This is a genomic window from Hymenobacter telluris (assembly GCF_017313265.1).
GTDB lineage: Bacteria > Bacteroidota > Bacteroidia > Cytophagales > Hymenobacteraceae > Hymenobacter > Hymenobacter telluris.
Genome location: NZ_JAFLQZ010000024.1, coordinates 1 through 23,706, shown reverse-complemented (window position 1 = coordinate 23,706; position 23,706 = coordinate 1). Strand labels below are relative to the sequence as shown.

Annotated in this window: 15 protein-coding genes and 2 pseudogenes; 1 reads left to right on the top strand and 16 read right to left on the bottom strand. The window is 53.7% G+C overall.

What is annotated here, in order from left to right:
* Positions 1 to 368: 368 nt before the first annotated feature.
* The 8 genes from J0X19_RS22815 to J0X19_RS22780 form a co-directional block, all read right to left on the bottom strand.
* Positions 369 to 920, bottom strand: coding sequence for a hypothetical protein (locus tag J0X19_RS22815; RefSeq protein ID WP_206986728.1), 552 nt, complete (start codon positions 918 to 920; stop codon positions 369 to 371).
* Positions 917 to 1,786: a hypothetical protein gene (locus J0X19_RS22810; protein ID WP_206986727.1), complete on the bottom strand. Its 870-nt coding sequence runs from the start codon at positions 1,784 to 1,786 to the stop codon at positions 917 to 919. Before J0X19_RS22810 ends, J0X19_RS22815 begins: the two co-directional genes overlap by 4 nt.
* An 82-nt stretch (positions 1,787 to 1,868) precedes the next feature.
* A complete protein-coding gene (locus J0X19_RS22805) occupies positions 1,869 to 2,420 on the bottom strand; it encodes a hypothetical protein (RefSeq protein WP_206986726.1) in 552 nt (183 codons plus the stop codon).
* Positions 2,417 to 3,673, bottom strand: a complete 1,257-nt coding sequence (locus tag J0X19_RS22800) for a hypothetical protein (protein ID WP_206986725.1) — start codon at positions 3,671 to 3,673, stop codon at positions 2,417 to 2,419. The genes J0X19_RS22805 and J0X19_RS22800 overlap by 4 nt, the downstream gene beginning before the upstream one ends.
* Before the next feature lie 5 nt (positions 3,674 to 3,678).
* Positions 3,679 to 5,622: a type II secretion system protein GspD gene (locus J0X19_RS22795; RefSeq protein WP_206986724.1), complete on the bottom strand. Its 1,944-nt coding sequence runs from the start codon at positions 5,620 to 5,622 to the stop codon at positions 3,679 to 3,681.
* Positions 5,623 to 5,638: 16 nt separating this feature from the next.
* Positions 5,639 to 7,090 (bottom strand): GspE/PulE family protein, encoded by a 1,452-nt coding sequence (locus J0X19_RS22790; protein WP_242583239.1) that lies wholly within the window; start codon positions 7,088 to 7,090, stop codon positions 5,639 to 5,641.
* Positions 7,090 to 7,623 (bottom strand): hypothetical protein, encoded by a 534-nt coding sequence (locus J0X19_RS22785; protein ID WP_206986723.1) that lies wholly within the window; start codon positions 7,621 to 7,623, stop codon positions 7,090 to 7,092. Before J0X19_RS22785 ends, J0X19_RS22790 begins: the two co-directional genes overlap by 1 nt.
* Positions 7,624 to 7,642: 19 nt before the next feature.
* Positions 7,643 to 8,059 carry a prepilin-type N-terminal cleavage/methylation domain-containing protein gene (locus J0X19_RS22780; protein ID WP_242583236.1) on the bottom strand — a complete coding sequence of 139 codons (417 nt, stop codon included), beginning with the start codon at positions 8,057 to 8,059 and terminating at the stop codon, positions 7,643 to 7,645.
* Between the two features lie 361 nt (positions 8,060 to 8,420).
* On the opposite strand from J0X19_RS22780, the gene J0X19_RS22775 reads away from it, so the two are divergent.
* Positions 8,421 to 8,948, top strand: a complete 528-nt coding sequence (locus J0X19_RS22775; protein ID WP_206986722.1) for an OmpH family outer membrane protein — start codon at positions 8,421 to 8,423, stop codon at positions 8,946 to 8,948.
* Positions 8,949 to 9,111: 163 nt separating this feature from the next.
* On the opposite strand, the pseudogene J0X19_RS22770 reads toward J0X19_RS22775, so the two are convergent.
* The 8 genes and pseudogenes from J0X19_RS22770 to J0X19_RS25275 all read right to left on the bottom strand — a co-directional run.
* Positions 9,112 to 9,830 (bottom strand): annotated as a pseudogene (locus J0X19_RS22770) (IS5 family transposase); the annotation flags it as partial.
* A 758-nt stretch (positions 9,831 to 10,588) separates the two neighbouring features.
* Positions 10,589 to 10,771: a hypothetical protein gene (locus tag J0X19_RS22760; RefSeq protein WP_394369136.1), complete on the bottom strand. Its 183-nt coding sequence runs from the start codon at positions 10,769 to 10,771 to the stop codon at positions 10,589 to 10,591.
* A gap of 116 nt (positions 10,772 to 10,887) precedes the next feature.
* Positions 10,888 to 11,022, bottom strand: coding sequence for a hypothetical protein (locus J0X19_RS25065; protein ID WP_257573413.1), 135 nt, complete (start codon positions 11,020 to 11,022; stop codon positions 10,888 to 10,890).
* Positions 11,023 to 12,138: 1,116 nt separating this feature from the next.
* Positions 12,139 to 12,687 carry a hypothetical protein gene (locus tag J0X19_RS22755; protein WP_206986719.1) on the bottom strand — a complete coding sequence of 183 codons (549 nt, stop codon included), beginning with the start codon at positions 12,685 to 12,687 and terminating at the stop codon, positions 12,139 to 12,141.
* A gap of 32 nt (positions 12,688 to 12,719) precedes the next feature.
* Positions 12,720 to 20,153, bottom strand: coding sequence for an RHS repeat domain-containing protein (locus J0X19_RS22750; protein WP_206986718.1), 7,434 nt, complete (start codon positions 20,151 to 20,153; stop codon positions 12,720 to 12,722).
* A gap of 45 nt (positions 20,154 to 20,198) precedes the next feature.
* The gene (locus J0X19_RS22745) at positions 20,199 to 20,672 is read right to left on the bottom strand and encodes a hypothetical protein (protein ID WP_206986717.1); all 474 of its coding nucleotides are present in this window, start codon (positions 20,670 to 20,672) and stop codon (positions 20,199 to 20,201) included.
* Positions 20,673 to 20,955: 283 nt separating this feature from the next.
* Positions 20,956 to 22,485, bottom strand: coding sequence for a PKD domain-containing protein (locus J0X19_RS22740; RefSeq protein WP_206986716.1), 1,530 nt, complete (start codon positions 22,483 to 22,485; stop codon positions 20,956 to 20,958).
* Positions 22,486 to 23,067: pseudogene (locus J0X19_RS25275) on the bottom strand (immunoglobulin domain-containing protein); the annotation flags it as partial.
* Positions 23,068 to 23,706: the final 639 nt, after the last annotated feature.

Sequence of the window (23,706 nt, the reverse complement as noted above, 5' to 3'; positions counted from 1 at the left end):
CTTTTTTGCACAGATGGAGTCTACGGAGAATTGAATCATTCCGTAACCCATAGCAGGTATACAGTATCCGGGTGAGGTGAGTCTGATTAGGAGTGGAGATCACCAGGAATTTGTGATGTTACTTTCATATATAGTCAGAGCCAAAACAATAGCTGATGCCGTAGCGCACCAGCAGACGGCACAAGACCAAGCACATGAACTGCGCAAGCCTAACCTACAGGTTTAAAGAAAGTTGGTAAATACCAGTGCTAGTGAAACGCGACAGCACTGGTATTTTCTTGATCCTACATAGCAAAAAAGGCTTTACTGCGTCCGTCTAAACTAGCTGAACACAGTGAAGCCGTATGCCTTAAAACACCTCGCTGTGCTCACTTGCTAGCTAACCGGTGAATCACCCGCCCCTGCTGCTGGAACCGCACCTTAATGGAATCCTGACCGATTGTTTCCACCCGTAACCCGTTCTGCTCGCTTTTCTCTTTCAGTAAGTACTGCCCCCCATTGATGACTACCATAGCCACCCGGGTGTTCTTTCGCTGATTCTCAATAGCGCCGAGGTATTCCACCCGCGGCCAAATTATTTCCGACGCAATAGATTGCGGTGGAGGAGAGGTTACAGGATGAAGGACTTTGAAGGCGATGGGAGTATGCACTACTGCCCGGCCAGAAGAAATAGACACCTGCTCCGCTGACGGATTGACAGTGGTTTGATAGCCACCTGCCAGGAAGGGGTCCGGATAATTCAATTGCAGTTTTGGAGTGGAAGCTCCCTCCCTGGGACGTACCGGAAGCGTAGCGCTACTCTGGCTGGGCTGCGGGCTAGCGGCTTCCTGATCGAGGGAAGACCACACTCGGAAAAAAATACTACCCCAGATAACCACTGTTACCGGCAGCAGCACGTAAGCAAGCCGTTTGTTTTTCACTGGACGATGAACGAACGTTTCCCGGTCCGAGGACCAGCGTTACCAGCCCGGTCCACGGAGCGTACGGCCCAGAAGTAGGTACCCGGTACCAGCAGGGTACTGGCAGCCGGAAACGTAAAGCCGGCCGTTGCTGCCGCTCGGGGGAAAGAAGATACGAAAGTGGTCTGATCTGCCCCGTAAACAAACAAGCTGTCGGCTGCTACATCCGTTCCGCCCCGGCTCCAGGACAAGGTGAGGGGTAGGTTGGAAAAGAGTTCGCCATTCAGTGGGGTCGCTAACGAGGGCATCCCCGGGGCCGTCACATCCACTTCAAAGCTTTGCGTAGCCGATTCCCGCAAACTGGTGGCATTCAACGCTGTTAGCTTCCAGCGGTATATCTGACTGCGGCCAGGGAGGCGCAGTTGCACCGAGGCACGCGCGGCACCCGTCAGCAGCGTATCCAGCGAGCCTGTAGCCGTGCGGGGATTCGGTTGCAGCGTAAGAAGGTAGCGTTCGGCGACTGCCAGGGGCACCCAGGCCAGCGTAACGAGCGTGCGGTTTGTTACGCTGCTGTTGGCCGGCTGGAGCAGGGAGATGCCCTGATTGGAGAGGCTGCCGGTGGTGTCAACCCGAAAGCTGCGGGTGGTAAACAGCGTCTCATACGCTGAATTCAGCGCCTGCACCCTCCAGTGATAGCTCCCTGGTACCAGCGAAGTAGCGAAAGAAGGACGGCTGGTCAGTGAATCCAGGAAGAAGGTGGTCGGCCTTTCGAAAGAAGGAGCGGCAATTTGAATCCGGTACTGACGGGCCCCGGCTACCGGTTCCCAGCGAAAGGTCTGTAGCGCACTGGGAGAGGTACTGCTATCGGTCGGCGTAAGCAGGACCACTGGCCGAGTGGAAAGCTCAGGTTCGATGATATCATCACAGCCGGTCAGGAAGACCCCACTCCCCAAAAAAACTATCAATAGACTAGTGCTTCGCATCTTGTAAGGAAGAGATGTTCTGTACATACAAATAGGCATAGAGAAAACTGCGCCGCTGCTTGCGATCTTCTTCCAGGGCGAACCGCACTGATGACAAGCGTCCCACCGGACGCCGGTACTCCAGCTCGTGCACCACCTGTTCAAGTCCGCGAAAATCACCCCGCAGCTTGGCAATTCGGGTTTCGAGCAGGTAGCCATTAGAACTGGTTTGCTCGCCCGAGGATAAGGAAGCCAGGGTGACCCGGTGCTGGCGGCAGGCCCTAGTCAGCTGATCCAACGCGTACCCTTCCTGACGGGCCGAATCATTGCTTATACTACGCATCAGCCAGGTAAAGTGAGCCGCTTGCCCTTGCAGTTGCCTAGTAAGTTGGGGCGCTTGCTGCAATTGCCGGGAGTCGGACAGTTGCTGCCGGTTAAGCTGGAGCAGGTCGAGTGTGGGACGTAGGGCAACGCCATAGGCCACGGCTGCTCCTACACATACCCCCAACATTAGCAGCCGGTTGCGCTGCCGATAAGTAAGCATTCGTCCGTATTTCATGGTTGCCGGGGTGGCTCGTCCGCCGTGTGAATAGTGAACGTGAAGAGCCCCGTACCGGAACTATAGTCGTAGGTGAAATTCTGGTCGCGCACGGCCTGGACCCAAGGCAGCGCGCTTACTTGCTGTAGCCAGCCGTTGAGGACCTGAGCCTCCCGGCATTGCCCTTTCACACGCACGGTACCGGTATCGAAAACCGGCCGCTGCTGCTGGCTGGTTTGTACTGGATTTAACGGTTCGGAGTCGATGGTGAGCAGGCGTAAGCCCGCCGGAACAGTGGCGCCCAATTGATCGGCCCGGGTGCTGTGGCGCGTCGACTGCAGCCAGCCGGCGCCCGCCAGAAACTCTTGTTTGCGTGTCACCGAACGCTGTAGGTCGTTGAGCGTAGAGAGGGTGCGGCGGTTCACTTGCCCCTGACTAAGTAACGCCTGGTTTTGAGAAGTCAAATAGCTAAAGGCCACGAAATTTAGCAGCAGCACTAACAGGAACCCCGCCAGGGCCGCTATTCCTCCCAGCCGAAATAGTTGCTTCTGTTCCCACTCCTCCCGGGCCTGGGTGATAGAAGATGCCGAAAAAGTGGCAGGGGCTGAACCGGTTAGGGTTGCCAAAGCCGCCGCGTAAGGCAGCAACAGCGCCGTTGCGATGGTTTCATCACCTAGTTGTATCCCGGGAGCATACGCTTCGTCTAGTGGCTGGGCTTGCACAGCCGTAACCTGCTGGTTAAGTGTCGCAAGAGTATAGCCCGTCACCTGGTATGAAGCCTCGTGCTCATCGGCCAAGTAAGGCAACAGGACCTCGAACGCGAAGGGTCCCAGGCTGGCTGCGATAACATATCGGCCCTGCTGCTGTAGCGCTCCCACCAGCGCCTCCAGCGTGCTACGCCGCACCAGGGCTAGGTGCTGGTAGTCTGATCCGGTGCTTTGCTGTATGTGGAAGTCTGTTGCCAGCGCCCCAGGTAGCAGGGCCGCCAACACCGCAGAATCTTCCGTTGCCACGTGCGCATGAGGAGCGAAGGTTTTATGCACGATTCCCCGCCCCAGAATCACCAGAGCTACGGGAATATTTTCCGCGATATCCAGCGCCGCTAGATCATCCAGGGAGGAAAGGCCCGCATGCTGTTGTTCAGGTACCACCCGGTCGCCCTGACGCCGCAGCACGCACACGTCTACTTGCTGCCGGGCTTCCGGCAGCAGCGTCACGGCTACCCCGACGACACGCCGGGGACGGGTTAGCGAAGAATGAATCCGGTGCATCATAGCCCTTAGTACATGATGGTCGGCCGGATGAAAACGACCAGCCGGTTGGTTTGCTTGCCTTCCTGGCGCGTACTGAACAGCCACTTCAGCACCGGGATGCGGGAGAGAAGGGGCACTCCCGTACCACCGCTGTTTTTGCGGATTTCTTCCAGGCCGCCCAACACGATCATCTCTTCGTTTTTCACCCGGATCATGGACGTAAACTGCCGAGTGGCCGTGCCAGGAGGGGCCCGCTGAATGGTCGGCTCGATAAAGTCCGAGAATTCGGCCGACACGTCCAGCGTAATGTCTTCGTTACCGGAAACCATCGGGTTGATCTTGATGGATAAGTCGGCGGACACCTGCTTGAATTGCTGGGTCTTGGTGATGACCGGATTCACGCCGCCAGTGACGTTTTGATTCTCCTCGACGTAATACACCGACTGCCCGATTTTCAGGTTAGCCTCGTGGCCGTTGAGGGTGGAGAGCTTCGGGGTGGAGCGCAAATTTAGGTAGCTGTTTTGCTCAAGGGCCTGCAGCGTCAAATAGAAATTGGGGGTCACCCGCCCCAGGTTAACCAGGCCTTTCGAGCCGAGCCGGCTAAGCAAGGAATTGATACTTTTCGAGCCGATGGTCATGTCCAGGCCGGGAAACAGCTCGCCCCCCGTCCGCACCGTAGAATCCCCTAGAAACGCCCGGATACCGGTTTTAGTGGAATGCCCCCGCCGCAATTCCACCACGATCACTTCGATCAGGACATTGACGACGGGTTTGTCCACGGCTTTGAGAAACTCCGTGATTTCCGCAATCTGTGGGGCGCCCCCGCTCAGGATCATGCTGTTAAGTTCTTTGAACAAGCGAATCTCCACCCCCTTCTTCAGCTCGGCCGGGATAAATTCGTCGAGCTTGTCAACGGGTCGAAACTGCATTTTCACCACGGCGGTATGGCGGAAGCCCTCCAGGGCCCGGTTGCCGATGGTGTAGAGGCCTTCGCTTTGCTGGTAGGTGTGGGTCGTGCCTTGCAGCAGGATCCGCAGGAAGTCGTCGTAGGTAACCTGCTTGACGTGCATGGTCGTGTTGCCGGTCAGTTCCGAAAACAGCACGTAGTTGATGTTGAGTTCCTGCGAGACGTCGGTCAGCAGCTTGCCCATCGCCACGTTTTCCGCTTCGATGCGCAGGTAGCGCCGCCCATCAGCACCGGTTGCCACCCCGATGTCGGCCCCACTGCTGCTTTCCTGCCCCGGATTGGAAATGCTGCCCGTAGCGCCTAGAACTGCTCGCCGGGAACGACTGGCAGGCGCAGACGCTGTTGCGTCCGTGGCTTCCAGCACGTAGGAAGCATTATCGGGGTGTAGTAACCGCAACGAATTGGTATACGCCAGCTTGTCGAGCGCCTGGCTTAAAGGCATCCCTTCCACGTAGCCACTCACCAAGCGCGTACCCAGGCCTGGGGCCAGCACGACGTTACGTTTGGTAAGTTGCGTAACCTGTTTGGCGAAGGTCGTCAAACTGTCATTCTGCAAATCCGAGGTAAAAATATCGTGGGCCGGATCATAGCTGAGCCGCAGCTTTTTGCCGGGAGGCAACCGCTTGATTTCCGGCGGGGGCACAAACTTGTAGACCCGGATGATGTTGCCAATGACCTGGATGTCAAGGTTATATTCCCGGGCCAGGAACACGATCAAGTCGATTACCTTGACCTCCGTGAAGCTGTTGGTGATGCGCAGATCCAGGGTTGGATCGATGCTCACGTTCAGGTTGTGGGTGAGCGCCAGCCCACGGACGAATTCCTGGATCGGCGCGTTGGAAACCGATAAGTTGGCGGTTTCCTGCAGGCCTTTAGCGGTGGAGTCACCCAGCACGCGCAGTTGCTGCTGCAGGGCCAGGAAACGGTCCGCCGGGGCACCAGCAACCACGGGCAACTGCTGGGCTTGCAGGGCATTAACAGGAAGCAGAATGCCAAATAGCAAGCCCCAAAAAAGGCTTTTAGAGATCAAATAAGAGCGGATACACCTCATCCAGAGTGGTGTCACCCTGTTCAAATAGCGAGAAGGCATTTTCAGCCAAAGAGGTAATGCCGCGTTCCCGCAATAAATCGGATACATTCAGATTTTGATTTTTTAAATAATCAGCTAACTCGGAATCCAGAGAAATAACTTCATAAACGGCTTTACGGCCGCGGTATCCGGTATAATAACACGCTGGGCAGCCAACGGATAAATAGTGTTTTGTTACGAGACGGAAGGGTCTGAACCGGCGGGGGTAAAGGTCGGGATTAAACGCTTCGGCCCGTCTGCATTCCGGGCAGAGTAGCCGCAGCAGGCGCTGGGCCACGCTGGTGTTGAGCGTATTGGCCACCATATAGGCGGGGATGCCCATGTCGATGAGCCGAGAAACCGTGCCCCAGGCCGAGTTCGTGTGGATCGTAGATAAGACCAGGTGGCCGGTCAGGGCCGCCCGGATCGCCATGCTGGCCGTTTCCGGATCTCGGATTTCGCCGACCATGATGATGTCCGGGTCCTGGCGCAGAAAGGTGCGGAGCGCGGCCGCGAAATTTAAACCGATGTTCTCGCGCAGCTGCACCTGGTTGATGCCCTCAAGTGTATACTCGATCGGGTCTTCGATGGTCAGGATGTTGCGGCTTTCCTTGTTCAGCAGCTTGAGCGTGGCGTAAAGGGTAGTGGTTTTTCCCGAACCGGTGGGGCCGCTGATCAGGATCAGACCAGTGGGCCGGCGTACTCCTTCCAGGTAGCTGCGCAAATCAGCGGGCCGCAGCCCCATCGTGTTCAGGTCGATATTGGTAGCGTCGTTGCTTAACAGACGGAGCACCACCTTTTCCCCGTGCAGGGTGGGCACAACCGATACCCGGATGTCAATTTTTTGCTGCCCATTCGCAAAGAAGATCCGGCCGTCTTGTGGCAGCCGTTTCTCGGCAATATCGAGCCCGGCCATGATTTTCACCCGGTTAATTAAGGCCGGGTACTCGGTCCGCGGCAGATGGTAGCGTTCCAGCAGCAGACCATCAACGCGGATGCGTACCCGGGCCTTTTCGGCGTAGCTCTCAATGTGAATGTCACTGCTGCGCAGTTCCCGGGCTTCCTGGATCAGCCGAAACAGGAAATCCTCGGACGAAGAACCCGGACCCGTAACCAGTTTGGCCTGCTCGGGCGTGGTGGGCCGCGCTGCTTGGCGTAGGAAATACTTGTTGAGCGTACGCTCGATGCGCTGCGAATCGGCCGGCTCCAGTTGCACCCCCTGGCCTAATGCCACTTCTAATTCGTCAACCAAACTGGTCGTCTCGATTGCTGCGTCCACGTAAAAGTGCAGGGCTGTGGGCGTACTAGCCTGGGGAACAATGCGGTAATGCCAGGCCTGCTCGGCGCTGATGAGTTGCATCAGGCTCGCCTCAATGGGGATGTATGCGAGTAGAGCTTCCATCAGCTTATATAGTCGAGCAGCCACTGGTCACCGACCGGCAGCTTGGTAGGTGATAGCCACGAAACCAGTAGCAGCAGTGCCAAATACCCGGCTTGTAAGCCGGCAAGGGGAATCCGCGCATCGATTGGCTTACTTACTACCCGGCGCACTATCAAGAATGTAAGTAATGCTACTACTAGGCTGCTGAGGTAGTATAGGATGAAGACAACGGGAGAGAAAAAGACCGCTACAGCTAACCAGTACAAGATGTCTCCTAACCCGAGGTATGCTTGCAGGGATGCGGCAAAACGTAACCGCACGTACAGGCTCAAAACAAGCATCTGTAAAACGACAAAAGCAACGTTAACGGCGGAGTCGGCCAGTACCGTTTCTAAAGGCTGCTGGTCGAGGCGGAGTCCGAAAAATAAGACAGCCAGTAAAGGAAAGAAATACCAGTATACTCCCCGCCAGCGCCAATCCTGCACTAGCATGCTGATAAGCATGCTGAAGGCCAGTACTTCAGCGCTGTAGTGGATGATTGTGAAAGTGGTCATAGTGCCGTGAGGATCGCAACTAATCTTTCGTTACTTCAGTCAGTTTTTGATCCTGGTCCACTTCCCACACGTTGTAGGTGCCGTCCCCATCAAAATCTACTACCGAGGTGGCGCGAGCCTGAAACGTAGTAGGGCCAGCGTTGATTATCTCGATCCGGTAATTGGCCTTTCCATCTTCCGTAGTTAGCTTCTCCTGCTCAAACCCTGCTTCGTCGAGGCTAGCTGCATAGCGGGAGTGCTCGTAGAAATAGGTTTTTTCCAGCGTCTGTAAGTGGGTCAGCATTTGTTTGGCTTCCACGCTACGAGTCCGGCTGATAAGAGGCATGAGTACGGGCAATGCCATTAAAATAAGGATTCCAATGATAACAAGTACAATTAACAGCTCTGTCAAGGTATAAGCTGCCAGCCGACCTTTATAGCTTAATGAACGCATCATGATAGTATATAGAATATTCGGTGGTAAAGAATGACACAATAAGAAAACATGGGGCAAGATAGCTAAATTTTTCATTACCAATATGTAATATTATCTACATTTTTGGTTTCACATTCATACAGAATACAGTTACATAGTCCATAAAACGACTATACCTTGTTGATTTTTTTATCCTTCAAAAGCCGTTAAAGACACTATTCACTGACTTTAATGGGAAGGAATATGTAGATATCAACTACAATTGTTCCTATTTTGTTATTATTTGTTTTTTGGCTTATTCAAATACATTGCTTTTACTTCACAACTTTTTGATGAAGTAGATTATGTGTAGTTTCGCAGAATAATTTATTCATCTCGTATTATGGTTGTCACTCGTCAATCCTTATTCAACACCGTATTTGCCATTGGGCTATTTTTTATTGGAATTATACAATTTATGGCCTCCCCCCCTAAGTTGGCGTATGTAGAGAACTCCAAAGTGCTGGAAAGCTACAAAGTGATGCAGGATGCCCGAGTCAAATACAAGCAGGAGGCTGAAAGCTGGCAAGCGAACTTGGATACATTACAACATACTGTACAGCAGGAGCTAGATGTTTACAATCGGACTCGAGCTTCCTTGCCCGCAACGGAGCGGCGCGCGCGGGAAGAGCAACTTGCGCAACGGCAGCAGCAGTATTTCACTTATAAGAAAGCTGTGACCGATAAGGCAGCAGCAGAGGAAGCACGACTGACGCAGGAAGTGATCAGCAAAGCAGATGCGTTTATGCGCCAGTATGGAGAGGCACATGGGTACGACATTGTATTTGCTGCCACTGAAGCTGGTACTGTAGTTTATGGTAAAGAAGGAGTTAACATTACACAGGAAGTAATACAAGCGTTGAACAAGTAATTGCAAGAGTATACTGATTCTTGAGGTATAAATTGGTTTAGTCAGGGCAACTGATAAGAAGTCTTAACTTCCTATAAATTGGCAAATACACTCTGATGTTCAATTCGTTACTCGCAAAAATATACACCTGTTTTCGATGAGGTGATCTAGGCTGTGTGGACAGCTAGCGCATCCAATCGAGTGCGACCAGCAGATGAATGACGGCTAAAAAAGACGTGGCCGTTTTCTCATAGCGAGTGGCAACGCCTCGCACTTCTTTGAGTCGACCGAAAAAACGTTCGATCTTGTTGCGGTCGGCGTAGAGGTTTTCATCGTAGTCGCGCTGGTTCAGCCGGTTAGCTTTGGGCGGAATGACAACTTCGGCCGCGTGCTGGGCGACGATGTAGAGTGCCTTTTCGGTGTCGTAGGCTTTGTCAGCCACCACCGCCCCGGGTGGTTCGGGCAAGGCCGCCAGTAAAGCGGGTAGTTGGGGGCTGTCAGCCGCTTCGCCCGGGGTGAGGACCAGATGTAGGCAGTTGCCCAGTGCGTCCACCACGGCATGCACCTTGGTGCAAAAGCCGCCACGAGAACGGCCTAGGGCTTCGGCTGCAGGTGTACTTTTTTTTGACCAGCTGCCGCTTTGTGCGCTTTGGCCGTTGTCGAGTCGATTAGTACCCAGGCATAGTCAGGCTCTTGTACCGCGTGGAAGAGCGCTTCCCACACGCCCGCCTGCGCCCAGCGGCGAAAACGTCGCGCCACCGTGTTCCACGGCCCGAACCGTTCAGGTAAGTCACGCCAGGCTACGCCCGTGCGCACGCGGTAGAGCACGGCATTGACAAACAAGCGGTTGTCACGCCCGGTACCCAGCCGGCCAAGGACGTGCGCTTCGACCACGTTCCATTCGCGTTCAGTTAATTCATGACGGCGCAGGGCGTAAAACTACTATCCTTGCTGTCCACACACCCTAGTTGAAACAGACAGCGCGAAGTCTTGACTTCTGTTGCCCATGACCGAGAAACTGAATCTAGGCGGATTGCCCCCCACCCGCCAGAAATATACGTCCGCCTTCAAAGTCGAGTGCGTCCGGCAAGTAGCGCCCGGTGCCTAGCAAACCGACGTAGCCCGCGCCCGAGGCATTTCGCCAGTACTGGTGGGCCGCTGGTAGCGCCAGGCCCTGTAAGCCGCGGTGCTTGGCGTGGCGAAATCAAGCGCCTGCATGTCGAGATTAAACTCGTGGAAATGAAGCGCAACATTTTAAAAAAGTCGTGACTATCTTCTCTCAGCCCTCTTAGTCATGAGCCGCTACCAATTCATCGGGCATTGCCCAGAAGCGTGGCCCGTGTACTACTCCCGAAAACTGGACAGCTTAAACGGAGGTAGTTAAGCAAATTGGCAGAGTGTTGAAGGGAGGCGTTTGGCAGTAGATTGAAGCCAGTGTTTGCCCTTTCAGGGCTTGGTGGGGCGGTGGTGGGTGAAGTAAGTATGCAGCTGTTCATAGTGGCAACCGTTGGTGGCGAGGTTCCAATACACGCACTCCACCCCCATTTGACGGAGCGCCAGAGACGCTCGACAAAGGTGTTGTCCGTGGTGCGCCCCCACCCGTCGCTACTGATGCGGCAGTTGGCCTGCAGCAATTCCTGCTCGAAGGCCGCGCTGGTGAACTAGCTGCCTTGATCGTAGTTAAAGACGAACGGTGCTGGTTGCTGGCGCAACGCGCAGCCCAGGGCCGAGAGGCCAAAGCCCACATCTAGCGTGTTGGAGAGCTCCCAGCTAAGCACGTAGCACGAGTGCCAGTCCAGCATGGCCATCAGATACAAAAAGTCGCGGGCCATAGGGATGTAGATGATGTCCGTGCTCTAGACTTCGTTCGGGGCCGTGATGCTTCGTTCGCGTAGCAGGTAAGGGTAAGGCGTGATGCCTTGGCCCAGCACAGACAAACGCGGTCTGGGGTAGACGGCCTTCAGATCAACGAGAAGCGTAGCAGCTGGCGCACGCGCTTCTCGTTGATCTGATAACCCTGCAAGCGTAGGTAACCGTTCAGGACCAACACGCCCTTGAAGCTGTGGCGGATGTACTCCTCATCTAGCAGGCACATGAGCTGCAGATTCAGCGCCGTTTCACCTTACGGCCGGTAATACTAGTTGCTGCGCGAGAGCTCTAGGGCTTGGCACACTGCCGTTAGTACCGGCTTGCACCAGCGCCCGTTGTTAAGAGATGATCATGGCGGATGCATTTTTTTTAGCAGCTGGTTCTCCACCTACAGCTTGACGATGTCCGCGTAAAGGGGCTCCAGATTGGAAGCCGCAGGCACAGCGATTCCTGCCTATTCGGAAGGCCTGCACCCTGCTCGCGCAGCAGCAGCTTCTAACGGCTAATTTGCGCAACAATTAACTGGTAGCGCGTAGCCAACTAAGCCAGCGGCTGCCGCTCGGTCAAAGTGGCTAAGGCTAACTCGACTTTTAACTAAGCTGTAAAGCGGCGACGGATGCGTTTTGGTGTCATGACGTTGACCAAGATAGACCGCCTCAACTGTCCAAAATTTGGGGGAGTACTACAATCAATGCACTGCCTGCCGCCATCACGCCCTCTTCTCTTCGTGCCGACCTTCATCGGTAAAGCTCAGGCCACTCCACAATTGCGGCCTAAGCCCAGCCAGCCACGGGTGTTTGAATAGGATGAGATGTGAACCTTCATAGGCCTCAAAGAGCGCATATCCTAGGTCTGACTGGCCTTGGAGCCGTACGCCAGTGCATTGTGGCCTAGGCGCTGTGCAGTTGGGGCGCGGCCATATTGCGCCGGTTGAGGCAGGCCTTACCTAAACAGTATGGCACTGGCACATGGCACATGGCACTTTACCGACGAATGGGAGGCTTGCGGCCACGCCTGAGCCTACGTATCGGTTCATCCCCTAAGGCTACAGGCACACCAGCACCGTGGAATCCATTAAATGCTCCTTGCACTAAAAATTTACCGTCTTCGTGCGCAGAATCTGATTGTTCAGTATTTCTTTAGCTATGCACCACGTCCGAATTCAACCCATAATGAATAAGCATAATCGGCGGTTGCCCTCAACTGATATTCCTCTCATTCTACTGCTTCTCCTTTTTTTTATATTCAAACAAATACATTAGACCTCCTACAATTATTACTGCGAAAGTGACCAGAGAAAGCACCTCATACCAATTGACCTCTACTGTTACAGTGCGTATCATCAATTCATGTATTTTATAATTATTTGAACATCTCTATGTTCTATACTCGTCTTTAGAAACATGCTAAACAAAGTTATTTCTTCTTTCAACTCACTCTTCTGAACAAAGTTTAGCATGCTTAGCTCAACGAGTAGCATACTAGATGTGTTAGGATCTAATACCTTGTATTCATATATATATTGTTCTTGATATATAAAATCTAAGTCACTAAGATAATTTCTATTAAAAAACACATTCCTAAATACATTAGAACGATCTAATAATATTGAAAACAAATCATGACTAATAAAGACTTCAGGATTTGACATCCATAATTCTCTATTATACGCCAAAGATTTTAGCATCAAAAACATATTCCTATAATGCCCATCATCCAACAGCGAAACTGAGGTTTCTAATTTTTTTTCGAGTAAAGCACTTTCAATTTGCTTATTTGAATAATTAGGTTTGACATCACTTTTTAATGCATTTAGCATTACATCAATATTATCTGAAAGGGATTCAGATTCATACTCGTATAACGCATCAAAGCAGGATGTGATATTCAAAGAAAGAAATGAAATGTCAGTATAATACTTTATCATTTTACTTTTTCCTTTAGCTTATCCCCTAATCCATGAAGTGCTCTACTACTTTCTCGGTAAAACCCCTCTTCCAATTGTAAGAAATTCCCGCTACCGGTTAATCTTTTATAATCTTCGGCCAATTGGGGCCCATATACAGGATCATTCATTACATTATTCCATGACTGAGCATCAGTTATTAATACTCCAATATTATGATCTCCTTCACCCCTGTCTATAACTTGATTTATACCAGTTGAAAGGTAACCATAATTTGTTTTTGCACTGTTGTTAGGGTTGATAGTTTTTACCTCAGCAAGTACATTCCATGTTTGTTTTCTTCTGCTAATACCAAATACCTCTATTCCTAAGAATACTCCAGTCGCAGAATACTTTCTTATACCAAGTGTATGATTAAGGGCAACTCCACCGACTTCTACACGACCTGTCTCTTGAGTTTGCATAATGTCAATTTGGAGATTATTATGATACCCACCAAAAAATCTTTCGGATTTTAACATATAAAAAGGAGCTAAACCATCATCCCTTTTTACTATTCTCTCATAAGCTATAGCCTCACCTACTGCCCCTAAAATTTTACCCTCCTCACGTGGAGCTCTTCCATTTGCCCATTCATATGCTCCGTGAACAGATGTGTTATTAGCATGGAATAGAGCGTCAAAGATAATAGGATTATAAAGTAGAGCTTTCACCGTAGCTATAAATCCAGGTAATCTAGGCCCATTACCATTGTCATCAATGAGGCTTATTGGATTGTTAGCTGAAACAACGAAAGGTGATTGATTAGGAAACTTCTTTTCTAAAGGGTCAGTACTCAAAAACTGTCCTAATGCTGGATTATAGATTCGTGCGCCAAAATCATAGATAGTAAGTCCTAGCTCTCTATTATTATCCTGTTCTTTACCGTTGAAACCATAACGGTAGCCACCGCTACCCGTGGCTGTATTTGGGGCCGTGCGCCCCGGCTGCATTTGGCCGAAGGGGTAGTAGTTGTAGTAAGCCAACAAATCGGGCTTGTAGGTGCTGGCCACCGCATCATCAGGCCGCTTGGTATCGCCTACCAGCGCCCGTACGTTACCTAGATGATCGACCAACTCGTATTGCTTCTGCCCCACGAGCCGATCAAAGTACTCGTTTGATACTGGAGGCAAGCTTTGACCTGTAGTCAGTTTACGCAGGCCTAAGCGGCTGCTACCGTAAATTGGCTGCTCTATGAGACTTACGGTAGTAATGGCCGATAGCCCACCACTGGATTGCTGCCGCTGTTGTTGATAGACAGCTAATACGTTACCCTGCGCATCGCGTACATAGAAGGTATGCTCGAGTTGGGCACCGTTGTTGGTGGAAATAGTCTTGCGCACGCGGTTGCCCTGAGCGTCGTAGCCGTAGAGGATAGCCCGCCCGTTGGCCTGCGTCACATGCTCGATCTTGCCGTACACGTTCCACGTGATGTTGCTCACCCCGCTCGTGGCGTCGCTGGTTAGGTTCCCGATCTCATCGTAACCGTACTGGGCACTTGTGCCGTTAGTCTGGGCGATGGCATCGGCGTAGTAGCTCTGGTTGGGCGTCGGATCGTTGACGCGCAGCAGGCGGTTATCGCGCCCATTCTGCGTGTCGTACTGGTAACTGAGTTGGTCCATAGCCAACTGGCCGAAGCGGCTGGCCCCGTTGCGGGTCAGTGAAGTCAGGTTACCGTTCGGGTCGTAGCTGTAGCTGGTAGCATAGTCGGCCGTGGGACTGAAAGTACCCGTCGTGGCAACGTGGTAGGCTGTCTCGCTGCTCTTGAGCCGGTTGAGCTGGTCGTACCGGTACTGCTCACCCACGGCTCCCTCAAACTGGGAAGGTTGGATGCTACCTACTGCACCCGTCAGGTCATTGCGCGTCTTGGTAGTCCAGGAGGCAATGTTACCATTAAAGAGGCTGTGCTGTGGTTGCAGGACACTCCCGGCGCCAGCCACCCACGCGGTATTGTCGGATATATAATCTCCATCGAAGTAGCCCAAACTCATCCCGAAGGCATCTTTGGCGGAGGCCGTCAAGCGCGTGCCTGTCCCATCTTGGCCCGGGTCCTGGCCCGGATGGTTGACGCCCTTGGGCCAGCCTTGCAGCGTGTAGGTGTAATCGATGCCCTGCACATGGTCCTCGCCCAACTCTAACCGCTTGAGGGGGCCATGGGCAAAGTACGTATAGCGCGCATCCTGGTCCCAGACTACTCCGTCCGTAGAAGTCTGCACCTGCGTGAGGCGGTTGTCACCGTCGTAGCTGTAGCGATGGTAAAATTGGTCGGGCTCACCTTCTTGGTAGTGCACCTGCGTGACCTTGTTGCTGATCAGATCGTACTCGTAACGCACAAATTTGCGCCCCAATCCCGCCTGCTCCTGGCCCAGCCACTCCACGTTGCCGTGGGGGTCGTAGCTATAATACGTATAGCTGTTGTCGGCCACGCTGCCGGGGTTGCCGTCCACGTCGTAGTACGAGTACGCCACCCTGTTGGTGAGATAGCGCTGCGTTTGTCCCCGATAGGCCATAGTAAAGCCCTGGTCCCCATATCCCGTGCGCGTTACCTGCCGCACCTCATCCACCGGCGGAAAGTTCATGTTCTCCAACTCCGACACTACTTGCGGTAACTCGACGCCAACAGCATTGGGCGCAGTGGCATTAGTAGAGCTTTCTCCTACTTCCGTCACCCGGCCCAGTAAATCATAGCGGGTATACGAGTACGAAGGCAGCTGCGCGTTGCGCTGCCGGGCGTTCTGTGAGAAGCGGAGCTGTCCTTTGCGGTTGTAAAAGAAATGCGTTTCGCCCCCGTCGGGGCTGCTTTGCTTCTCAAGCTGGTGCAGGCTGTTGTAGGTATACGTTGTCGCGAGCCGGTGCTGGGGCAACGGCCAGTTGCTACGGGCCACTGTGAGTAGCGTCGCTACCTGCGGGCTGGTCAGGCTAAGGCGCGATACGCCCGCTGGGGGCACTGTTTTGGTTAGATTACCTGCCCGATCGTAGTAATAGAGTGTGAAGTGATGGTAGCCCAGGTTATACCCAATTGTAAAGGTTTCCTGTAAGGAAGCCAGTGCCACGCATTGCTGCTGGAAATGGTTGGTGAAGGCGGTCAGTTGGGTTTGAATCCAGCTGTTTTGCTGCTGCTGATAGGCTTCTAGTAGGCGCCGAGCAGCAACCACGTTGCAGGCCTCGGCTACCGGTTCGAAGACAGGGAAGTCGTCGGAGGGCGGCGTGATAGTGGTTGGCTCCCCCCATTTGTAGCACAGTTGCCGCGTGCTTGTGGCCGACGGGCAAGTGGACTCGTTGAACTTCCAAGCAACCACTCCATCTCCATTTGAAACCGGATACGGATCGTTCTCGTTCACTACTTCAATTGCTGCCTCTACCAGGTGCTGGCGCCCGCTGGTAAGGTCTTGAATCATCAGACGCACATAAATACCGTTGCTGGTATCATCCGTGCGAGAAGAAGCAAACTGGGCCCCAGGCGCAAAGTAGGGCTCCGAAATCGTTCGGATCTGGGCCTTTTCGTAAGCTTGTCTCGTCGATGGGTTTACAAATCGAATAAAGTAATGATGCTTAAATGTCTCGATAGCATCCGCCAAGAAATTGGCGCAGCCAGTTGGCAACGCCGCCGCCGTGGGTGTAGGGAGGCAGGCTCCATTTACGTTGGGACTCCGCTTAGTAATCAATATATAATCCGTCCTGAAGGCAAAGGCAGAAGTCCTTCCGTCAGGGAATTGTCCTTCTGCCGGACGAGTAGCCCGGGCGTCAAGCAACGATCCATAAACGGGTTCCCCAACGACAGAACATCCCTGACTTGATGGAAAACCCCAATCAGCGAAGCTGGTCGCTAACGAGAAGATGTTTAGTGACTTCTCGTTGAGTTCATTCAACCGGCCCGTGCAACCTATCAATGGAGGACGAGTGGCCTGGGTGGTAATGCGATTGGCACCTTCCGTGAGGGTGCGGATAGCGGCCAGAATTTCATTTGTCGTTGTAGTAATCCCATAGCGAGTTCCACTTGAGCTTACCTTTGGAACCGGTTGCCAGCCTACAGCATTTGGGCAGTTATCAGTGGAGGTGTTTTTCACATACACGCTCAGTTGCCCGAACATCGCCTGCTGCAACTTCTTTTGTTCATCTAAGTTGCCGATTGCAATAACTCGTCCGTTGCTATCTCTAACTGGAGTAAGCACACACTCTGCTTTACACTGCTCCACCATATCCTGCACCAGACTTTCCACCTCGCAGGTGGGCAGCAGAACCGTCCCGGCAGCCAGCGGCGTTTGGGTAATGGTCGGCACGCCCCCCTCTCCAGAAGCCGGCGTCCACGCGTAGACGTCTCCTTCGATGTACTGGCCTTGTTGACGTAGCTGCAAGGTGATGACGCGGCGAAATTCACTGCGACGGTCCTCACACGCCTGCCGGGCCTGCTGAATCAGCGTGGCAGTCTGTTCTTCCACCTCCGCTTGGGTAAGGGCAGGGGCCGTCGATGTAGTACCCGTGAAATTTTGCAGGCAGGTATATACCTGATTCCGTTTTTCCTTATCGTAAGAAGAAGAAAAATTAGCTACTACGGTAGTATAGGAAGGAGGGGATTGATTCGCACTTGGATCCTCGCTCGTTACCGCGATAGCACTGAAACAACTCTGATGCGCCGGATTATTCGGATCGTACACAAACTCTTCGAATGCCCGGGTAGGGGACACCGTTCCTGGCGCTGCGATGGGCCGGGTCATATTTATACCCGTGCACTGCAAGAACTCCCGCACGATGTTGAACTGGTAGCCGGCAGGCAGTCCCGTCCCCTGATACACCATAGCTTCCAGACTAGCCAATAGACCACCCCAGCATTTCTGCAACTCCTCGCCTGGGAAGGATAAGCGTAGCTGCCCCGTTATGGGGTCCCGCTCCGTTGAGCCCGCCATATTCGTGACCAGCTGATCAACTTGCCCGGCAGTGTAACCGGAAACAGTCAGAAGTTCGGTAATCGTGTGAGGGGTGGCTGCATAGTCCGGGCGCAGATTCAATTCCGCCAACGCCGCTTGCAATTCGGCTTCAAAGCCTGGAGCAGTCGGATTGAAGGGTGGCGGACAGTAGTTGGCCAAGATGGGAAAATAGATGAATTCGTCGGCGCATCCGGCAATCGGAATCTTATAACAGGGTTGTCCTTCGCGGACTTCCTGCGCCAAGTTCTGGTCTGCCAGATAGCGGTACAGCTCGTCCACATCATTGAGAAAACTCCCCCGCGCTTCCGGATCCAGATAGGAGCTGATCTTCGACCATCGCGCATCGTTGGTGAATTTTTTGTCCAACTCTACCCGTAGCTTGTCTAGGTGCTGGGCTAGCGAACGGGTTTCAGTAGACGGACCAACAATAGGCATGGTAGCCGTCACCGGATATTGCTCGGCCGGCACCACCTCCCGCTCGATGCGGTAAGTGCCGGCGGGTAAATTGATGTCTGTTATGCTCGGCAGGCCAATAGACCCCACACTGCACCGGTCAGCCGCCCGTACCAGCACCGGCGCGAAGGTCGATACTTCATCTGCTCCCGGCTCACCATTTACGTCCACTACGCGGACGCGGACCTGATAGTCACAGCTAGAGCAGTAATTGATGCACCCGGCCGCCAACTGGGCGGGCGTAATGGAATAATTAATGCTAAGCGTCTGGGGCTCGGTCAGCGTCAAGGTTTTGCTGATGAGCTGGCCTTGTCCCGTAATGGATTCGACGATGCGGGTCGTACTGCCGGCGCCACTCGGCAAATCCTGCAACGCGGCATTCGCGGCGCCAACGCCAGCCAGGGCCGTAGCAATGGTCTTGCCTTCCTTGGTCTGATACGTAACCGAACTTACGTTATTAGGATCGGTGGTAATTACCTTGTACAACCCCTCCACCTGCGGGCTCTCCCGCCCGAACAGGTTGAATACTTCCACTGGGGCAACGCTGTTGTAGCTGGTGCGAACAGTATGCGCGTCGCTGGCCCGTACGCGCAACTTGTCGCCGACCCCTCCCTGTTCCACCACCCGGTTGGTCCCGTCGTTGCTAAAGAGAGTACGGGAAAAGGGGTACCCTTCCGCATCCGCCACGCGGTCATTGCTGCGACTGTAATAGCCTTGCTCCTGGGCAGTTTGCGGACTGCGCACCGTAGCATTCGCATCGAAATGGGCAGCTTCGTAGGGAATGCCCGGCGTACGGGCCAGCAATGCCGGCTTAAAGCCCAAGGCCCCGGCACCAGTGCCCTGCAATGGTATGGGCAGACTAGTTACGGCGTCCCGTCCGGCAAAATCCTGGACGGTTTGCACCGCCACTACCTGCTCTCCCAATTGGGTATCACTTTGCGTTGGCGTGGCCAATCGAGTCTGCGTCTGCCGAACCTGTTGCAAACCCGTAGCGAAAGTCAACTTTTCGGCTACATGGCCGTTTTCACTAAACGAGCGGGAATAAATCCAGTTGCTGGCCGCATCCGGTGCCGTTACGGCAAACTTCACGTCTTGGAGAGACCAAGGTCCCCAGTTGACGGGATTGGTCGCCCCGCCTGATTGGTTACCGAGGGCGCGTACCCGCCAATGATAGACGCCTTCGCCTTCCGCCAGCGTCAGCTTGTAAAACAAATTGGCACTACCCGTTTCTAGCAGCAACCCGCTCCGGTTCCACTCTGCTTCACTCGGCTGCGCGTTCGGATCGTAGCTGGCTATGGTGGACGATAGCTGGCCCGCAGCCCGTGCTACTTTAACAGGGCGGTGCAACAGCTGGAGTTGGTAGGAGGTAACCAGCGGGCAACTGCTAGTCCAGCGCAACGTTTGCTCATACCCGGCTACCGGTGTCGGCGCCGTGGGTACAACGGTAAAAGAGGCGGCCGCGTACGTCTCGTACTCGGGCACGCACCGCAGGCTGATGCGCGAGGTGGTCGGCGGGGTACCCGTCGTCGATGGCGAAGAAGGAACGGCCACACGGATAATGATATCGTTGGCCGCACTGTTGCTCCCTAAAAACTGACTTACATCCAGCAGGCGCCAGTGCTCAGCCTTCGCTTGGGTGATAGCAAGTGTCGTTTGAACGGAGGAAGGAGTGAGCGTTCCGCCCGAGGAACTGATCGTAACCACGACCTGCTGCGAGCAGGTGAAGGAGGCATTCGGGGCAGCGGCATGATCCGGCCCCGTATCCAGGTGCACCTCGACGCGCAGCTTCTTGAGATTTCCGCAATCCTGGCGGGGGAATAGCACGGCGTACTGGTCCGCTCGTCCCCACTGGGCCCGCGGAATAACGACGCTCGAAGCGCCACTGGGCTCGATGGAATAGTTAACCTGGGCCTGGCTCGTTGTTGGGCCCAGCAGAAACAGGAGCCAAAGCAGTACCCAGCTAGATAGGGTAGGCATTGCCGGCTTAGTCCAACGAATAGATAGCTTGATAAGGCACGTAAAGGAAGGCAGCATAAGAGCGCGGTTAGCGGCGAAAAATCTGGATAGAAAGTTCTAGACCTAGTGGGCAGGTCCTATCTGGTTGACTAAGCGGTACCCTTGATAGGCAGGCAAAAGCGCGCCCTGGGAATTCAGCACCTGGGTGCGGGCATCAACCGGTAGTTTGGAGGAAGCAGTTAAGCGTTCCTGCAACTGGAAGTCGAGCGTCACCCGGCGGATCGTCGCAGTGGGCGCATACTGGATGCTCATCTTTCGCAGGGTATTCTGAGGACCCAGCCAGAAGTCCAACGCCTTCAGCTGCAACCGGGAAGCCAGGACCCCGCTGTAACCCAGTTGAACATGCTGTTGCTGCTGCTGGCCAACCAACTCGCGCTGGCACTGCTGGAGCGTACCCAGTTGAATCACCGAGTCGCGCAGCATGAAGAGGCGCGTGGGATTCATGCCCGACTGGGCGGGCGTCGCCCGGGTGAGCAGGATGGTGCGCTGGGTGTGCAGCACGGCTGCCACATACCGGCCATCTTGCCAGACGCTCATCTCCTTGGATGTAAAGTAGCCTCTATTACCCTGGGTATAGATCTCACCGTGCACTACAGCTGCCTTTTCGGTGCGCTGGCCGGGTGGCACAGAGTAAGTGGTACTGGTGAACTGCAAGTGCGCTATCGTTTTGGCGCTATTCTGCGTGTCCGTCAGCTTATGATAAGCCGTTAATAACTGCTGCTTGCAATCTGAGGGAGCTACTGGCGTGAAGCCACACAGGCCCATGCTCGCCACCAGCAGCAGGTGTAGATGTACCCTGCATCTGCTGAGGAAAAAGGAGTTAATCATTGACCAGGTCGGTAGAGGGAGTATGGTACTGGGTTTCCTGCAGGGTTTTAAGTCCCTTTTCCGTTTCCACCTGTTTGCGAATTAGTTTGCCCTCCGCGTTATATTGGTAGCGCAAGGCAAAGTGCTGGTCATCGAAGCTGGCCAGCAGGCGCAAGCTGATGGGATCATATACGTAAGCCGTCATCTGCGCCTCGCGCGGCTGTACGCGCACGTCATCCACCCACACGTTTGGAGCACCGTTGTTACTAAAATGCAACACGGGAGTAAGCAGGTCACCGAGTCGAGCACCGTTTGGGCTGTTCATCGGCACACGGGCTTCAAACAACAGCCATTCCCCCGTTCGCACGCTCGAGGTAAGCGGAAAGCGAAAACCCGTGTTTGCCCCGGCCGGAACCAATTCCACAGTTGAATTGGCATATGTATCTACCAGTTGGGCATCCGTATAACCGGCTAGGCGTACCCAGGCTTTAACCAGTAGCCCGCTGGCGTTAAGCTGCGGGGTTAGCGGCACGGGTTGTAGCGTGAGTTGACGGCTGGCTTGCAGCAAAGCTGACTGGCTACCGGTATGGGCTTGGTCGGCGACAATCTGCAACTCACTATTGCGCAACAGAAGGCCGTCTTCTCCGGTGCCGCTGTATTGGTTTTCAAAGCTCTCGAAGAGCACCGCCTCGTACTCGGCATTATGCGCTTGTAGGTAAGGAAGCGCCTGGGCGCTCGTGCCGTACCCGGTTTTACCGTAGCCGAACTTGGCCGTGCTGGGCACGCCCAGCGGATCACGCTCCTGCAATACCTCGCCGTTGGGAGAGGTACGCTCTGTAACTGCGGCCGTTAGCCAAGCGGACGGGCGGTTGCGCAGACTACCCTCCCAGTCAAAGGCTCGTAAGTTGAAGGTACCAGCGGAATAGTTATGGGGGTCGGGAGTAAGGCTAGTACGAAAACTGTAACTGGCTTGGGGGCTGGTCTGCCACTGGCCCTGTAAGTAAGGATTCGCAGCGGGCGTACCAACAGATGGCGCAGGGCTGGGAGCCGCCACGAGTTGATTCGTAAAAGCTGTAGCCGAAGCGGCAATGACATGCGGGATTGTTACTATTTCGCTCAAGCATTCAAATGATACCGGAGGCACACAGTTAGTATTTGGAGTAACGTAGCTGATTGCCCCGGAACGGGTGTTAAGTTGGAACTGCCCGCCGCTCAGCACTTGGGTCTCACATAAGGGAGTAATAATTTCTAGCCCAGGTAAGGTGTAAGTAGCGGAGCAACTACCGCCTGCCACATCGAAATAATCTCTGGTGACGACGAGTGTAATTTGAAAGAGTCCCTGTTGTGCAAACGTATGAGTGGCCTCGAAGCCGGAGCCTGAGGACACAATCAAGTCTGGTGTGCCATCGCCCCATTGCCAACGGTAGTTACTATTGCCCGGCGCTGCTACGAAGCGTACTTGGTATCCCTTTAAATATGGGGCTGGTCCACTGAATCCCCCATCTACAGTAAATACTGCAGAGGGAGTTCGAATCGTTACCATGACTTGCCTAGGACTAGAGGCGCAACCAGATGTACCAGACGGCCGGGCCCGCACATAGTAGTACGTAGTCGGATTATTGACGGTGACGGTAGCGCGCGCTCCAGTAGTAAAGGGTATAGTAGCTGTGGCGCTCTCATACCAGTCATATACCATACCTGGTTGTGCAGAACTTACAATTAACTCGGCTGATTCTCCTGGCGCACATACGCTCGCGTTTGCGACGACTGGTATGGGCGTTGTATTACTCACCGTTACTGTGACGGCTTTCAACCCTGATGAACAACCTAACTTGCCATCTCCCTCTGCTGATACATAATAGGTAGTAGTAGCGGTAACAGTTCGTGTAATATTTGGTCCATATCCAATGGGGATAGTGGCCGCAGGACTATCATACCAAGTGTAATCTACATCTGGTTCTATCGGATCCACATTGAGCTGTACAGACCCTGGTTCACAAATGGAAACGTTGGCCACAGCTGGTAATCCTAAAGCGCTCGGGAACACATTACTACGGAAGGTGATATTATCAAGAGTGTAATATCCTACGGAGGACACTTGTACAGGGCCCCCATCAGCTCGCATCCCGATATACTGGCTCGTTGTTAGGAACAGATGAAGCTGACCGCTTGGCCACTGTGCCCCACTTCCGTTCGAATTGGCATCAGGAACGGTAAATATCAAGTGATCCACTCCATTCGCAGGATCTGCTTGCCTAGTTGGCGTTAAAGGGTAAGATCCACTTATATAAGCAGCCCTCAAATCTGAGTGCCTGCCGGAGGGAACGTCTACTGTAAAACGTCCACCAGTATTAGGTGGTACTTGCAGTGTCTTTTGCCATATCGTGACCCCCACACTACCGCCTAAGCTGCTATGGGTTCCAGCAATGGACTGTGGTTTTACTATCAGCCAATTAGTAGCTAGGCCTGATACCGGCCTAACGGAGAAGGCCGGGTTACCATTATTGGGATTGTAGGCAGGCAAAGGTTGCGTTGCAGGAACCCACCCGTTGGAGGCAAATTCCCCAGGATAGCTGTTGGTATATCGAGAATAGCAATCACCTGTTAAGATGGGATTACCTGATGCGTCCACTTGTGGCTGACAGGATGAAAATGGCACATCAAACGGCTCTAGGAAATCGGGCGCGTTACTACGGAAGGTGATATTATCAAGAGTGTAATATCCTACGGAGGACACTTGTACAGGGCCCCCATCAGCTCGCAT

Bases quoted from the DNA above. Each gene is read 5' to 3' on its own strand.
- J0X19_RS22800 (WP_206986725.1), bottom strand. From the start codon at position 3,673: ATGATGCACCGGATTCATTCTTCGCTAACCCGTCCCCGGCGTGTCGTC.
- J0X19_RS22750 (WP_206986718.1), bottom strand. From the start codon at position 20,153: ATGCTGCCTTCCTTTACGTGCCTTATCAAGCTATCTATTCGTTGGACT.
- J0X19_RS22785 (WP_206986723.1), bottom strand. From the start codon at position 7,623: ATGACCACTTTCACAATCATCCACTACAGCGCTGAAGTACTGGCCTTC.
- J0X19_RS22790 (WP_242583239.1), bottom strand. From the start codon at position 7,090: ATGGAAGCTCTACTCGCATACATCCCCATTGAGGCGAGCCTGATGCAA.
- J0X19_RS22780 (WP_242583236.1), bottom strand. From the start codon at position 8,059: ATGATGCGTTCATTAAGCTATAAAGGTCGGCTGGCAGCTTATACCTTG.
- J0X19_RS25065 (WP_257573413.1), bottom strand. From the start codon at position 11,022: ATGTGCCTGCTAGATGAGGAGTACATCCGCCACAGCTTCAAGGGCGTG.
- J0X19_RS22805 (WP_206986726.1), bottom strand. From the start codon at position 2,420: ATGAAATACGGACGAATGCTTACTTATCGGCAGCGCAACCGGCTGCTA.
- J0X19_RS22740 (WP_206986716.1), bottom strand. From the start codon at position 22,485: ATGGTAACGATTCGAACTCCCTCTGCAGTATTTACTGTAGATGGGGGA.
- J0X19_RS22775 (WP_206986722.1), top strand. From the start codon at position 8,421: ATGGTTGTCACTCGTCAATCCTTATTCAACACCGTATTTGCCATTGGG.
- J0X19_RS22745 (WP_206986717.1), bottom strand. From the start codon at position 20,672: ATGAGCGTCTGGCAAGATGGCCGGTATGTGGCAGCCGTGCTGCACACC.